Raw genomic sequence first — 13,601 nt, 5'->3', positions numbered from 1 at the left:
TTGTGCGACGGCGACGTCGTCGTTAACGGCGCGCCGCCCGTCACGGTTTCCAGCGATACATCAGCACCTTGCCGCGCGCGTCTTCCTCGACGAACACGAGGTATTCGCCGTTCTCGCGCTTGAACGCGCTGATGCCGAACGGCACGTCGACCCAGCCGGATGCCTTGCCGACCTCGGCGCCCGGGTTCATCACGCCCACTTCCTTGCCGGTGTCCTTGTCGTACACGTGGATCTTGCCGACCGGCTCCACGGTGAAGATGTAGCGGCCCTCGACCGTGATCCCGATCAGGTCCAGGATCGGCTTCGCGTCGAGCTGCCACGGCAGCGCGACCGTGTAGCGCACGACGGGCGAGCCGCTCGACCACTTGTCGAAGCGCACCAGCACGCGGCCGACTTCCTTGTTGATGCCCGGCTGCGGCGGCGCATCGGCCGTGTAGCCGGTCACGTACAGCGTGTCCGTCTGCGCGTCGTAGATCGAGCGGCGCAACTGCGTGAACGGCTGCGGCATCGGGTAGGTCGTGACCTTGTCGTACGAGTAGATCGGGTTGCCGGCCTTGTCGACGCCGCCGTACTGGAAGCGGTGGATGCCGCGCACGTCGCTCGTGCGCCAGATGTCGCCCTTCGTGTCGACCCACCAGCCCCAGCCGCCCGCTTTCGCCTTGCCGGTCGTGTTGATCTCGAACTCGTCGGCGTCGAGCCGGCCGTTGCCGTTCGCATCGCGCCACAGCCAGTCGCCGCCCGGCGGCTTGTTCGGCACCTTGTCGACCGGCCGCGCGCGGCCCGCGATCAGGCCCGACGGAATCGCGACCTCGCCGTCGCGCTTCGCGTCGAAGCGGTAGATCTTCAGGTGATCGGCGTACATGTCCGTCAGGTACAGGAACGTGCGGCCATCGACGCGGCGCGCGATCGGCATGCCCGGCCACTGGTCCGTATGGAACACGGGGTCGTCCGGATACTTGAAGCGGTTCGACAGGAAGCCGACGTATTTCCAGTCCTGGCCGGGCGGCTTCGACAGGTCGAGCTCGAAACGCTTGTTGCCCGTGTACACGCTGTTCGGCCGCGCCGGGTCGAGCCATGCGCCGTCGACGAACAGCAGCCCGTGCACCTGCCAGCGCGGCTTGCCGTCCGGCGTGTAGCTTTCGAGCACCGCGCCGAGCCCCGCGCCGATCGTGTCGTGGCGCGGCCCGATGCCGTTCATCGCCACATACACGTTGCCCGCGCGGTCGACGCCGACGCCCGTCAGCCCGTTGAAACGCTGCGGCCCCGGCCGCCCCGGCACCGGGCCGGCGAAGATGCCGCCGCGCTCGCCGAGCGTGCCGGACTGCGCATAACCCTTGCCGCCTTTCGAGAAGATCAGGATCTGCTGGCGCGGCCCGTTGTCCGCGACGAGCACACGCCCTTTCGCGTCGACCGCCACGTCCACCGCGTCGGTGCCTTCCGGCAGCGCGGGCGCGTCGTCCAGCTTGCGGCCGTCCGCGCGCACGTGCACGAGGTGCGCGGGGCCGTTGAGCGTGTCCGTGAGCAGCCACAGCGTGCCGTCGCCCGCGAGCGCGATGCGACCTGGCTCGTGCGCGCTCCACGTGCCCTTCTGCTGCATCGTCTCCGCGTCGTACACGTCCACCACGTCGTGCGACGGATTCGTCGCGAACAGCGTCTTGTCGTCGGCCGCGAGGCCACCCACTTCCGCCTTCACCTCGCCCACTTCCGAGCGCGCGGGGGCCGGCACCTCGTTCATCATCATGAAGCTCGCGGCCATGCGCGCACGGCCGGCATCGGCACGGCCGCCCGGCGCCGGCTGCGGCGCCGCGCGAAACGGCGCGGGCTGCTTCAGGTCGCCGATCGTGCGCCGCGAGATGCCGAACCACTGTTTGCCCTTGTCCGGCCAGATGCCGGGCGACTGCAGGTGGCCGCGTTCGTTGCCGACGCCGATCGCGACATACGCGTACTTGCCGTTCACGGCGATCGCGTTGCCGCCGAGATTGCCCCAGCCGTGCGTGCCGCCGGCGAAGCCGAGCATCTTCCCGTCCTGGTAGACGCTCGCCTCGGCGCCGCTTTCGTCCCAAGGCGCATTCGTATACACCTTGCCTTCAGGCGTCACCGCGATCGCACGGATATCGATCTGCGTCCAGCTGCCGTCGCCATAGCCGAACGTGTTGCCGATCCACGACGTCGTCGCGGGCAACACCGTTTCGGCCGGCGCGGCACTCGTCAGCAGCGTCGCGCAAACCGTCATGCCTACCAGAATCAGACGTCGCAATGCGCTTCTCCAGACTCGATGCAACAGCGACCGGCACCGCCGCGGACCACCGCCGGCGCACCCTGTCGCTAAATAAATGGGTTTCAAACGTCGCGATGCAGGTTACAAGCAAAAATAATCACAAGAAATTTGGAAATATTTGGGGATGTTTCCGCCTGAAATATCGAACCGGAACAGGCAGGAAATAGCACCTGAAAGCGGCAATAACGACCGCCTTTCGCGCGCCGCCCCGTAGAAAGTGCCGCTCCGCACCGCCTGTCGCGGCTGCCCGGGCGCCAACCTTTCATTTCACGACCGGATTAATCGGCATTTGAATGTTTGTCGTCAGATAAAGGGCGCGCGTTTTTTTGCCGATTTCTTTTCCCTAGAATCGATTTCGATTCGATATTTCATTCAAAGGCATGCATTACGTTCACGCATCGGATGTGCGACTCGCCGCGGCCCCCGCCGCGCGTCGCGAAGGAGCGGCGCGATGACGGGCATCTCGCGATCCGCCGACCTGGCCCCGCCGCAACACGGCCGCATCGTGCAGCTCGACGGGCTGCGCGCGATCGCGGTCGGCGCCGTGTTCCTGCAGCACGCGCTGAAGGCGCCGCTCTGGATGGGTGTCGACCTGTTCTTCGTGCTGAGCGGCCTGCTGATCACCGGCATCCTGCTCGAGCGCAAGGCGCGCGGGCAGTCGTATTTCAGCCACTTCTACGCGCGCCGCGTGCGCCGCATCCTGCCGCCGTACGTGCTGCTGCTGGTGGTGTCGACGATCCTGTTCGGCGCGAGCTGGCTGCCGCACTGGCCGTGGTTCGCGTTCTTCTCGACCAATATCGGTCTGTCGCTCGGCAGCATCGGGCATGACAGCCTGAACGTGCTGTGGTCGCTCGCGGTCGAGGAGCAGTTCTATATCTTCTGGCCGTTCGTCGTGCTGTGGTGCTCGGAGCGCGCGCTGCTGTGGGTCGCCGCCGCGCTGATCGTCGCGGCTCCGGTGCTGCGCGCGATCGCGACGCCGTGGTTCGACTCGTTCTGGCCGATCTACTACCTGACGCCGTTCCGGATGGACCTGCTCGCCGCGGGCGCGCTGCTCGCGATCGTGCTGCGCCGCGACCGGCGCGCGCTGGAGCCGTTCTACCCGCTCGCGATCGTCGGCGCGCTCGTGTCGCTCGCGATCCTCGGCTGGCTGCACCTGTCGTTCCCGCGCTTTCGCGCCGCGAACACGCCGCTGTCGAATGCGGCGCTCTACAGCATCTCGCTGCTGCTGTGCACGTCGATCGTCGTGATCGCGCTGCGCGGCCGCGGCATCGTGCAACGCGTGCTGACGAACCCGATGCTCGTCTACGTCGGCACCGTCAGCTACACCGTGTACCTGATCCACCTGAGCGTGCTGTACGCGCTCTGGCCGCTGCACCTGAACCGCTTCGTCACGGCCGCGCTCGCGCTCGCGATCACGCTCGCGTACGCGACCCTGAGCTGGTACGGCTTCGAACGGCGCCTGACGCGCGGCTCCGCACGCCGCGCGCTGCCGGCTGCCGCCAGCACGACCGCCTGATTTCTTCTTTCGCTTCTACCAGGACAACGCCATGAGCCAAACTCGTAAAAAGGCCATCATTACCGGGATCTCGGGGCAAGACGGCGCCTACCTGACCAAACTGCTGCTCGACAAGGGCTACGAGGTCACGGGCACCTATCGCCGCACCAGTTCGGTGAATTTCTGGCGCATCGCCGAGCTCGGCGTCGACACGCACCCGAACCTCACGCTCGTCGAACACGACCTGACCGACGCCGGCTCGAGCCTGCGCCTGCTCGAACGCACGCAGCCCGACGAGTTGTACAACCTGGCCGCGCAGAGCTTCGTCGGCGTGTCGTTCGACCAGCCGACGACGACCGCGGAAGTCACGGGCCTCGGCCCGTTGAACCTGCTCGAGGCAATCCGCGTCGTGAGCCCGAAGACGCGCTTCTACCAGGCGTCGACGTCCGAGATGTTCGGCAAGGTGCAGGCGATTCCGCAGACCGAAACGACCGCGTTCTATCCGCGCAGCCCGTATGGCGTCGCGAAGCTGTACGCGCACTGGATGACCGTGAACTACCGCGAGTCGTACGGCCTGTTCGGCAGCAGCGGCATCCTGTTCAACCACGAATCGCCGCTGCGCGGCCGCGAGTTCGTCACGCGCAAGATCACCGACACCGTCGCGAAGATCAAGCTCGGCAAGGCGACCCGCCTCGAGCTCGGCAACCTCGACGCGAAGCGCGACTGGGGCTTCGCGCTCGAATACGTCGAAGGAATGTGGCGCATGCTGCAGGCCGACGAGCCCGACACCTACGTGCTCGCGACCAATCGCACCGAGACCGTGCGCGACTTCGTGCAGATGGCATTCGCGGCTGCCGGCTACCAGCTCGAATGGACCGGCAAGGGCGAGCAGGAACGCGGCCTCGACGCATCGAACGGCAACGTGCTCGTCGAAGTGAACCCGAAGTTCTACCGCCCCGCCGAGGTCGACCTGCTGATCGGCTGCGCGGACAAGGCGAAAAGCAAACTCGGCTGGGTACCGGAGACGACGCTCGAACAACTTTGCCAGATGATGGTCGAAGCTGATTTGACGCGGAACCAGCACCATGACACGTTCTGAATCCGGACGCCCGTCGCGCCGTGCATTCGTCACGGGCCTGACGGGCTTCACGGGCCGCTACATGGCCGAACGCCTGCAGGCGTCCGGTTATGACGTCTGGGGCACGATCGCGCCGGGCGCGCCGGTGCCCGACGATCCGGCCTTCGCGCACTGCACGCTGCTGCCCGTCGACCTGCTCGACGCGGACGCGGTGCGCGCGGCGGCGGCCGATGCGCGGCCCGATGCGGTCGTGCATCTCGCCGCGCGTGCACACGTCGCGCAGGACGAGCCGTCGCAGACCTACGCGGTCAACATCGTCGGCACGCGCAACCTGCTGGCCGCGCTCGCGGGTCTCGACCAGCGTCCGTCGGCGGTGCTGCTCGCGAGCAGCGCGAACGTCTACGGCAATTCGACGGCCGGCGTGCTCGACGAGACCATCGCGCCCGCCCCCGCGAACGACTACGCGGTCAGCAAGCTCGCGATGGAATACGCGGCGAAGCTGTGGGCCGACAGGCTGCCGATCGTGATCGCGCGGCCGTTCAACTACACGGGCGTCGGCCAGGGCGAAGCGTATCTGCTGCCGAAGCTCGCCGCGCACTACGCGCGCAACGAACCGCGCATCTCGCTCGGCAATCTCGACGTGAGCCGCGATTTCTCCGACGTGCGCGACGTGACGGCCGCCTATCTGAAGCTGATCGAGGCGGCGCCGGCCGGCGAGACGTTCAACGTCTGCTCGGAGCGCGCGTATTCGCTGAAGGAAGTGCTGGTGATGCTGTCGCGCATCGTCGGTTACGTGATCGACGTGACGGTCGATCCGCGTTTCGTGCGGCACAACGAGGTGAAAAGCCTGAGCGGGTCGCGCGCGAAGCTGCAGCGCGTGGTGGGCGAGCTGCCCGTCACGCCGCTCGACGAAACGCTGCGGTGGATGGTGGACGCGATGCGCGCCGCGCCGCACGGGCACACCGGCTGAATCGCGCAGCGCATGCGGAAACGCGGTGCGCCGGACGGAATGGCTTGAAGCGGAAAACACGACGGGCCGCCTGCTTTGCAGGCGGCCCGTTGTCGTTGATGCGTCGATGCGGCGAAAGCGCCGCGTCGCTCAGCCCTCCAGGCCGCGCGCGAGATCGTTACGCAGGTCGCCCGCATTCTCGAGGCCGACCGACAGGCGGATCAGCCCTTCGGTGATCCCCGCCGCCGCGCGCGCTTCCGGCGTGATGCGGCCGTGCGTCGTCGTCGCCGGGTGCGTGATCGTCGTACGCGTATCGCCGAGGTTGCCGGTGATCGAGATCAGCTTCGTGCTGTCGATCACGCGCCATGCGTTCGCGCGCTGCTGCTCGGGCGTGTCGCCCTTCAGCTCGAACGACAGGATCGCGCCGCCTGCCTTCTGCTGACGCTTCGCGAGTTCGTGCTGCGGGTGCGACTCGAGGCCCGGATGGAACACGCGCGCGACCGCCGGATGCGAATCGAGCCAGCGCGCGATTTCCAGCGCGTTCGCCGATTGCTTCTCGACCCGCAGCGACAGCGTCTCCATCCCCTTCAGCAGCACCCACGCGTTGAACGCCGACAGCGTCGGGCCCGCGCTGCGCACGAACGGGAACACCTTGCCCATGATGAATTCCTTCGAGCCGACCAGCGCGCCGCCGAGCACGCGGCCCTGCCCGTCGAGGAATTTCGTCGCCGAGTGCATCACGACGTCCGCGCCGAGCTTCAGCGGCTGCTGCAGCACCGGGCTGCAGAAACAGTTGTCGACGACGAACAGCGCGTTCGCGGCCTTCGCGATCTTGCCGATCGCCTCGATGTCGGCGAGTTCGGTCAGCGGGTTCGACGGCGTCTCGAGGAAGAACATCTTCGTTTCCGGCCGCACGGCTTCCTTCCATGCGTTCAGGTCGGTCGGGTCGACGAAGGTCGTCGTGATCCCGAACTTGCTGAAGATCTGCGAGAACATCCCGAGCGTCGAGCCGAACAGGCTGCGCGAGCTGACGAGGTGATCGCCCGCCTGCAGCGCGGCCATCACGACCGACATGATCGCGGCCATCCCCGACGCGGTCGCGATGCACGCCTCGCCGCCCTCGAGCGCCGCGAGACGCTCCTGGAACATGGTGACGGTCGGGTTCGTGAAGCGCGAATAGGTGAAGTAGTCTTCCGAATTCGCGAAGCGCTCGGCCGCGTCGGCCGCGCTCTGGAAGCAGAAGCTCGACGTGAGGAACAGCGCTTCCGAATGCTCGTTGAAGTCGCTGCGCAGCGTGCCCGCGCGCACGGCAAGCGTGTCGAAGTTGAGGGAGTCGTCCATGTTCCGTTTTCCGTATTCGATGACCGCGCGTGTCGCGCAAGCCAGGTCAAAACCAGGCCAAAACAAAAAGCCCGCTATGCATCGGCATCAGCGGGCTTCGGGGTACGACAGCGATCGACTCGGGCCGACTGCCGCCGGCCTTCGCTTTAGCTGTTTCGGGAAGTCGCCCCGCGTCCGCAAGCTGATATCAAATCGACGCAAGGCCACATCCTATCACGCTTGGTCAAAAGCGTGCGCCGGTGTCACTCGACCGACAGCTGCAGGTTCATCTGCGAGCGCTCGGTCTCGCCAGCCGTGTCGCGATCGGCCTGCGACGCCGGCGTGAGGCGCGCGCGCTCGATCCTGTCGAGATACTCGGGCGTCACGTCGCCGGTGATGTAGTTGCCGTCGAAGCACGACGCCTCGAAGCGTTCGAGCTTCGGGTTGATGTCGCGCACCGCGCGGCGCAGGTCGTCGACGTCCTGGTAGATCAGGTGGTCGGCGCCGATGATCTTCGCGACTTCGTCGTCGGTGCGGCCGTGTGCGACGAGTTCGCCGCGCGTCGGCATGTCGATGCCGTACACGTTCGGGAACTTCACGGGCGGCGCCGCCGACGCGAAGATCACCGACTTCGCGCCCGCATCGCGCGCCATCTGCACGATTTCATGCGAGGTCGTGCCGCGCACGATCGAATCGTCGACGATCAGCACGTTCTTGTCCTTGAACTCGATGCTCATCGCGTTGAGCTTCTGGCGCACCGACTTCTTGCGCACGGCCTGCCCGGGCATGATGAACGTACGGCCGACATAGCGGTTCTTGAAGAAGCCTTCGCGATACTCGACGCCGAGCTTCGCGGCGACCTGCATCGCCGCCGGGCGCGACGAATCGGGAATCGGCATCACGACGTCGATCGGCACGTTCGGCAGCTCGCGCTTGATCTTCTCGGCGAGATAGTCGCCCATGCGCAGGCGCACGTTGTAGACGGGCACGCCGTCGAGGCACGAATCCGGACGCGCGAGGTACACGTATTCGAACATGCACGGGTTCAGCGTCGGCCTTTCCGCGCACTGCTGGCTGTGGAAGTTGCCGGCCGGATCGATGAAGATCGCCTCGCCCGGCTTCACGTCGCGTACGAATTCGAAACCGATGCCTTCGACCGCGACCGACTCCGATGCAACCATCCACTCGGTGCCGTGCTCCGTTTCGAGCTTGCCGATGCAGAGCGGGCGGATGCCGAACGGATCGCGGAACGCGAGCAGGCCGTAGCCGGCGATCAGCGACACGATCGCATACGAGCCCTGCAGGCGGCGATGGACGCCCGAAACCGCCTTGAACACCGAAGCCGGATCGAGCTCGAGGCCCGTCGTCGAAAGTTGCAGCTCGTGCGCGAACACGTTGAGCAGCACTTCGCTATCGGAGTTGGTGTTGATGTGCCGGCGGTCGATCCGGAACATCTCGTCCTTCAGTTGCTGCCAGTTCGTCAGGTTGCCGTTGTGCGCGAGGATGATCCCGAACGGCGCGTTCACGTAGAACGGCTGCGCCTCGGCTTCGCTCGTCGCCGAACCGGCCGTCGGGTAGCGCACCTGGCCGATGCCGTAGGTGCCGGGCAGGCTGCGCATGTTGCGCGTGCGGAACACGTCGCGCACCATGCCGTTCGCCTTGTACATGTGGAAATTGCTGCCGTCCGCCGTCGCGATGCCCGCTGCGTCCTGACCGCGATGCTGCAGCAGCAGCAGGCTGTCATAGATCAGCTGGTTGACCGGAGATTGGGAGATAACGCCTACGATGCCGCACATGGCATGTCCTTCAGAATGACAAAATCGGTTACGTCCTGCCCGGCCGCGTCGTCACACGCGTACGTACTGGGCCATGCCGTCGGGCAGGAGCTGCTTCAGCTCGTGCACGCCCTGTTCGGCAAAAGGACGCAATAGCGCATTGCGCCAGAAATCCTGTTTGGGCAGTTCGGTCAGCCCGGCCGCCGCGACCAGCAGCACCACCAGCACACAGCCGCGGACGAGCCCGAACATCATGCCCAGCGAGCGGTCGACACCGCCCAGGCCACTCGCCTGCGCGATCCGCGACAGCAGCGCGTTCGCGACGCCAGCGACCAGCACGACGCCGATCACGACCAACGCGAAGGCGATCACCCACTGCGTCAGCGCGCCGCCCGGCCAGTTGGCCGGAATGTACGGCACGACCAGCCCGACGTAGCGGCCCGCGATCACGATCGCCGCGATCCAGCCGATCAGCCCGAAAATCTCGGACACGAAGCCGCGCCACGCCCCGCGCAGCGCCGACAACACGATCACCGCCAATACAGCGTAGTCGAAAGCCGTCAGCATCGTGCGTTATTGCGTCAGACCGGCTTCGCGCACCTTCGCGATCGCGGCGGAAGCCGCCGCGCGATCCGCGAACGGGCCCGCACGCAGCAGTGTAGCCGTGCTGCCGTCCGCCTGCTTGCGATGCTCGACATATGCGGGCACGCCCGCCGATTTCAACTTGGTGGCCCACGAACGGGCCGTCGCGTCATCCTTGAACGAACCGAGCTGCACCGCGAAGCGCGCACCGGCCGGCGACGCCGGCGACGACGCATCGCCGCTGTCCGGGCTCGCCGCGTCGGCATTCGCTGCGTCGGCATTCGCGACGGTCGCCGGAGCCGGCTTCGGCGCCGCCGGCTTCGCCGCGGGGGCGGCCGGCTTCGGCGCGGGCTTCGGCGGCGTCACGCTCGCCGTGGTCGTCGTGTCGGGCTTCGCGGCCGACCTGGCGGCATCCTTCGGCGCAGGCGCCGGGACCGCCGCGACGGCGGTGTCGGATGCCGGCGGCTCATCATGCGCGACGCCCGCCTGCACGTCGGACGCGTCGTCGTCACGCGGCGCGACCGCCTGGTGCGCGGGCCGGTTCGGGATGTCGATCGCGATGTCGTCCGTCACCGGCTTCGGGTGCGAATCGAGCACCATCGGCAGCACGATCACGGCGGCCACGACGAGCGCGATCGCGCCGACGAGGCGACGGCGCGCGCGTTGCTTTTCTGGAAGGGTCGGATCGAGGAGCAGCGCGTCCGATTCCGGACGCTCGGTGCGGCGCGAGCGCCGCTCGACACGTTCAGTGCGCTCCGTGCGCACGTTCCGGGAGGCCCCGGTGCGACCGCCGCGCCGCGTGGGCGCGTCGTCGTCTTTTTTGCCGAACGAGAAAATTCCCATGAATGGCTGAGTCCGAAACTGCCCGTCAGTCAGTGTTGCTGCGATTTACGGTAGGCCAGCACGCCGGCAACCGTATGGAAACTGCCGAAAACCACGATTCTATCATTCTCGGATGCTCTTTTTAGTGCATCGCGAAACGCTTCGGCCGGCGACGCGTAACGCGTCACGCTCGAATCGGGCCCCTCCTCCACGCCGGCCTTGCGCAGCGCGGCCTCGAGCTGCTCCGCGGAAGCCGCGCGCGGCAGCGGCAGGTCGGTCACGCACCAGTGGTCGATCTCGCCCTTCAGGTGCTTCAGCACGCCGTCGATGTCCTTGTCGTGCATCGCGCCGAACACCGCGTACGTGTACGGGAAGAAGCCCATGTTGCCGAGATTCTGTTCGAGCACGGCCGCCGCATGCGGGTTGTGCGCGACGTCGAGCACGATCGCCGGCTTGCCGGGCAGCACCTGGAAGCGCCCCGGCAGCTCGACGTTCGCGAGCCCGAGCCGGATATCCTGCGCGGACACCGGCAGCACCGGGCGCAGCGCCTCGAGCGCGGCGAGCGCGGCCGACGCATTGATCAGTTGATTCGCGCCGCGCAGCGCCGGATACGCAAGCGCCGGATAGCGCTTCTCGCGACCGAGGTAGCTCCATTGCTGGCGCTCCGCGCCCGCCTGCGCCTCGTAGCGGAAATCGCGGCCGACGAGCCACAGGTCGGCGCCGATCGCCCCGGCATGGTCGACCAGCGTCTGCGGCGCGGCCGGATCGCCGCAGATCGCGGGCTTGCCCGCGCGGAAGATCCCGGCCTTCTCGAACGCGATCTTCTCGCGCGTATCGCCGAGGTATTCGGTGTGGTCGATGTCGATGCTCGTGACGATCGCGCAATCGGTATCGATGATGTTGACCGCATCGAGCCGGCCGCCGAGGCCGACTTCGAGGATCACCGCATCGAGCCCGCGCGACGCGAACAGATGCAGGATCGCGAGCGTCGTGAATTCGAAATACGTGAGCGACACGGGCTCGGGCAGCGACGTGCGCGCGGCTTCGACGGCCTCGAAGTGCGGCAGCAGCTCGTCATCGGTGACGTTCTGCCCGTTCACGCGTGCGCGCTCGTTGAATTCGAGCAGATGCGGCGACGTGTGGCAGCCGACCTTGTAGCCCGCGCGCACGAGGATCGTCTCGAGGAACGCGCAGGTCGAGCCCTTGCCGTTCGTGCCGCCGACGGTGATGACGGGGCACGCGAATTCGAGCTGCAGCGCCGCCTTGACCTGCCCGATGCGGGTCAGGCCCATGTCGATGCCGACCGGGTGCGCGCGTTCGAGATGCGAAAGCCACGCGTCGAGAGTGGGAAAAGTGCTCATCGGATCAAATCTGGATCGGTACCGCCACTACGCCAAAAAACGAAGCGCGCCGCCTGACGCTGAAGCCAGGCGACGCGCAGAGTTCACCACCTCGCGCCGGTCAGGCCAGCGCGTCGGCCGGCTGTCGCTGCAGCAGCGCGAGCAGCTGCGCGATCTCGTCGCGCAGCTTGCGGCGGTCGACGATCATGTCGATCGCGCCCGTCTTCAGCAGGAATTCGGCACGCTGGAAGCCTTCCGGCAGCTTCTCGCGGACCGTCTGCTCGATCACGCGCGGACCGGCGAAGCCGATCAGCGCCTTCGGTTCGGCGATCACGACGTCGCCGAGGAACGCGAAGCTCGCCGACACGCCGCCCATCGTCGGGTCGGTCAGCACCGAAATGAACGGCAGCTTCGCTTCCGCCAGCTTGGTCAGCATCGCGGTGGTTTTCGCCATCTGCATCAGCGACAGCAGGCTTTCCTGCATCCGTGCGCCGCCCGACGCCGTGAAGCAGATGAACGGCACGTGCTGTTCCAGCGCGTTCTGCGCGCCGCGCGCGAAGCGCTCGCCGACGACCGAGCCCATCGAGCCGCCCATGAACGAGAACTCGAAGCAGGCCGCGACGACGGGCAGCGTGTGGATCGCACCGCCCATCACGACCATCGCGTCGGTCTCGCCCGTCTCGTCCATCGCTTCCTTCAGACGATCGGGGTACTTGCGGCTGTCCTTGAACTTCAGCGTGTCGACCGGCACGATTTCCTGGCCGATTTCATAGCGACCTTCCGGATCGAGCAGCCCGTCGAGGCGCTCGCGCGCACCGATGCGCATGTGGTGATCGCACTTCGGGCACACGTGCAGGTTCGCGTCCACGTCGTTGCGGTAAAGCACGGCCTCGCAGGACGGGCACTTGACCCACAGGCCTTCCGGAATGCCCTTGCGGCTTTTCGGGTCGGTCTGCTTGATCTTCGGCGGCAACAGTTTGTCGAGCCAGCTCATCGTATGGTTTCCTGTTCCGTGGCGGGCCGGGCCGCATGGCCCGCCCGCTTCCTGTGTTGTGTTTATCGCGCCGTCTTGCCCGCGCCGTCCAGCGCGGCCCGCAGCTCGGCGATGAACGTCTTCAGCGCGGCGGCGGCGCCTTCCGGCGCAGCGCTTTCGAGCAGCTGCACGAGGCGGCTGCCGATCACGACGGCGTCCGACACTTCGGCCACCGCACGCGCCGTTTCGGCGTCGCGGATGCCGAAGCCGACGCCTACCGGAACCGGCACGCGCGACTTGATGGCCGGGATTTTACCCGCAATGCTCGAAACATCCAGATTTCCCGCACCGGTCACCCCCTTGAGCGACACGTAATACACGTAGCCGCTCGCGATCTTGCCGACGTCGGCGATACGTTCGTCGGTCGACGTGGGCGCGAGCAGGAAGATCGGATCGATCTGCGCGGCGCGCATCTTTTCGGCGAATACGCCCGCCTCTTCCGGCGGATAGTCGACGACGAGCACGCCGTCGACGCCGGCCGCCTGCGCTTCGGCCGCGAACGCGTCGACACCCATCCGCTCGATCGGGTTCGCATAGCCCATCAGCACGACGGGGGTTTTGGGGTCGGTTTCGCGGAAGCGCTTCACGTCGGCGAGCACGCTCTTCAGCGTGACGCCGCGTGCGAGCGCGCGTTCCGACGAGCGCTGGATCACGGGGCCGTCGGCCATCGGGTCCGAGAACGGCACGCCGAGTTCGATCACGTCCGCGCCGCCTTCGGCGAGCGCGTGCATGAATTCGACGGTCTTCGCGGGATCGGGGTCGCCGGCCGTGATGAACGGGATCAGGCCCTTTCGGCCTTGTTCGGCGAGCGCGGCAAAAGTCTGCTGGATACGGGACATGGCAATTTTCCTATGTCGATCCGGAGGTGGCGCTTCAGCGCTTGCTCCGGTTCCATACAAAGTAAGAGTTCGGCGATACGGCCGCGCGAT

General features: G+C 66.8%; 11 protein-coding genes. 3 read left to right on the top strand and 8 right to left on the bottom strand.

All coding sequences use genetic code 11. From position 1 onward, the window contains the following. Positions 1-40: 40 nt before the first annotated feature. Positions 41-2,233 (bottom strand): hypothetical protein, encoded by a 2,193-nt coding sequence (locus tag LXM88_RS35685; protein ID WP_262547089.1) that lies wholly within the window; start codon positions 2,231-2,233, stop codon positions 41-43. Positions 2,234-2,729: 496 nt separating this feature from the next. Between LXM88_RS35685 and LXM88_RS35680 the strand changes: the two genes are divergently transcribed. The 3 genes from LXM88_RS35680 to LXM88_RS35670 are packed head-to-tail and all read left to right on the top strand — an operon-like array spanning position 2,730 to position 5,821. Continuing rightward, positions 2,730-3,794 carry an acyltransferase family protein gene (locus LXM88_RS35680; RefSeq protein ID WP_262544169.1) on the top strand — a complete coding sequence of 355 codons (1,065 nt, stop codon included), beginning with the start codon at positions 2,730-2,732 and terminating at the stop codon, positions 3,792-3,794. A 31-nt stretch (positions 3,795-3,825) separates the two neighbouring features. After that, positions 3,826-4,872, top strand: coding sequence for a GDP-mannose 4,6-dehydratase (gene gmd, locus LXM88_RS35675; RefSeq protein ID WP_096474752.1), 1,047 nt, complete (start codon positions 3,826-3,828; stop codon positions 4,870-4,872). Then, positions 4,859-5,821 (top strand): NAD-dependent epimerase/dehydratase family protein, encoded by a 963-nt coding sequence (locus LXM88_RS35670; RefSeq protein WP_262544168.1) that lies wholly within the window; start codon positions 4,859-4,861, stop codon positions 5,819-5,821. Before gmd ends, LXM88_RS35670 begins: the two co-directional genes overlap by 14 nt. A gap of 129 nt (positions 5,822-5,950) precedes the next feature. Here LXM88_RS35670 and LXM88_RS35665 read toward each other — a convergent pair whose 3' ends face one another. The 7 genes from LXM88_RS35665 to trpA all read right to left on the bottom strand — a co-directional run bounded on the left by LXM88_RS35665 (position 5,951) and on the right by trpA (position 13,511). Beyond that, positions 5,951-7,141, bottom strand: a complete 1,191-nt coding sequence (locus LXM88_RS35665) for an O-succinylhomoserine sulfhydrylase (protein WP_069259542.1) — start codon at positions 7,139-7,141, stop codon at positions 5,951-5,953. Positions 7,142-7,383: 242 nt separating this feature from the next. Continuing rightward, on the bottom strand, positions 7,384-8,916 hold the full coding sequence (purF, locus tag LXM88_RS35660) for an amidophosphoribosyltransferase (RefSeq protein ID WP_262544167.1): 1,533 nt from the start codon (positions 8,914-8,916) through the stop codon (positions 7,384-7,386). A gap of 51 nt (positions 8,917-8,967) precedes the next feature. After that, positions 8,968-9,462, bottom strand: a complete 495-nt coding sequence (locus tag LXM88_RS35655; protein ID WP_006491262.1) for a CvpA family protein — start codon at positions 9,460-9,462, stop codon at positions 8,968-8,970. A gap of 6 nt (positions 9,463-9,468) precedes the next feature. Continuing rightward, entirely contained in the window at positions 9,469-10,320 is an 852-nt protein-coding gene (locus LXM88_RS35650; protein WP_262544166.1) for an SPOR domain-containing protein, read from the bottom strand. A 29-nt stretch (positions 10,321-10,349) separates the two neighbouring features. After that, the gene (gene folC, locus LXM88_RS35645) at positions 10,350-11,660 is read right to left on the bottom strand and encodes a bifunctional tetrahydrofolate synthase/dihydrofolate synthase (protein WP_262544165.1); all 1,311 of its coding nucleotides are present in this window, start codon (positions 11,658-11,660) and stop codon (positions 10,350-10,352) included. Positions 11,661-11,760: 100 nt separating this feature from the next. Further along, on the bottom strand, positions 11,761-12,633 hold the full coding sequence (accD, locus tag LXM88_RS35640) for an acetyl-CoA carboxylase, carboxyltransferase subunit beta (protein ID WP_176045916.1): 873 nt from the start codon (positions 12,631-12,633) through the stop codon (positions 11,761-11,763). Between the two features lie 62 nt (positions 12,634-12,695). After that, on the bottom strand, positions 12,696-13,511 hold the full coding sequence (gene trpA / locus LXM88_RS35635) for a tryptophan synthase subunit alpha (RefSeq protein ID WP_027791147.1): 816 nt from the start codon (positions 13,509-13,511) through the stop codon (positions 12,696-12,698). Between the last annotated feature and the right edge of the window lie 90 nt (positions 13,512-13,601).

This window comes from Burkholderia sp. S-53, assembly GCF_025560745.1.
Lineage (GTDB): Bacteria > Pseudomonadota > Gammaproteobacteria > Burkholderiales > Burkholderiaceae > Burkholderia > Burkholderia pyrrocinia.
This window is presented reverse-complemented; position numbering and strand designations above follow the sequence as displayed.

Excerpts from the sequence above, each read along its gene's own strand:
- LXM88_RS35650 (WP_262544166.1), bottom strand. The coding sequence starts at position 10,320 with ATGGGAATTTTCTCGTTCGGCAAAAAAGACGACGACGCGCCCACGCGG.
- purF (WP_262544167.1), bottom strand. The coding sequence starts at position 8,916 with ATGTGCGGCATCGTAGGCGTTATCTCCCAATCTCCGGTCAACCAGCTG.
- folC (WP_262544165.1), bottom strand. The coding sequence starts at position 11,660 with ATGAGCACTTTTCCCACTCTCGACGCGTGGCTTTCGCATCTCGAACGC.
- gmd (WP_096474752.1), top strand. The coding sequence starts at position 3,826 with ATGAGCCAAACTCGTAAAAAGGCCATCATTACCGGGATCTCGGGGCAA.
- accD (WP_176045916.1), bottom strand. The coding sequence starts at position 12,633 with ATGAGCTGGCTCGACAAACTGTTGCCGCCGAAGATCAAGCAGACCGAC.
- trpA (WP_027791147.1), bottom strand. The coding sequence starts at position 13,511 with ATGTCCCGTATCCAGCAGACTTTTGCCGCGCTCGCCGAACAAGGCCGA.
- LXM88_RS35680 (WP_262544169.1), top strand. The coding sequence starts at position 2,730 with ATGACGGGCATCTCGCGATCCGCCGACCTGGCCCCGCCGCAACACGGC.
- LXM88_RS35670 (WP_262544168.1), top strand. The coding sequence starts at position 4,859 with ATGACACGTTCTGAATCCGGACGCCCGTCGCGCCGTGCATTCGTCACG.
- LXM88_RS35665 (WP_069259542.1), bottom strand. The coding sequence starts at position 7,141 with ATGGACGACTCCCTCAACTTCGACACGCTTGCCGTGCGCGCGGGCACG.
- LXM88_RS35655 (WP_006491262.1), bottom strand. The coding sequence starts at position 9,462 with ATGCTGACGGCTTTCGACTACGCTGTATTGGCGGTGATCGTGTTGTCG.
- LXM88_RS35685 (WP_262547089.1), bottom strand. The coding sequence starts at position 2,233 with ATGACGGTTTGCGCGACGCTGCTGACGAGTGCCGCGCCGGCCGAAACG.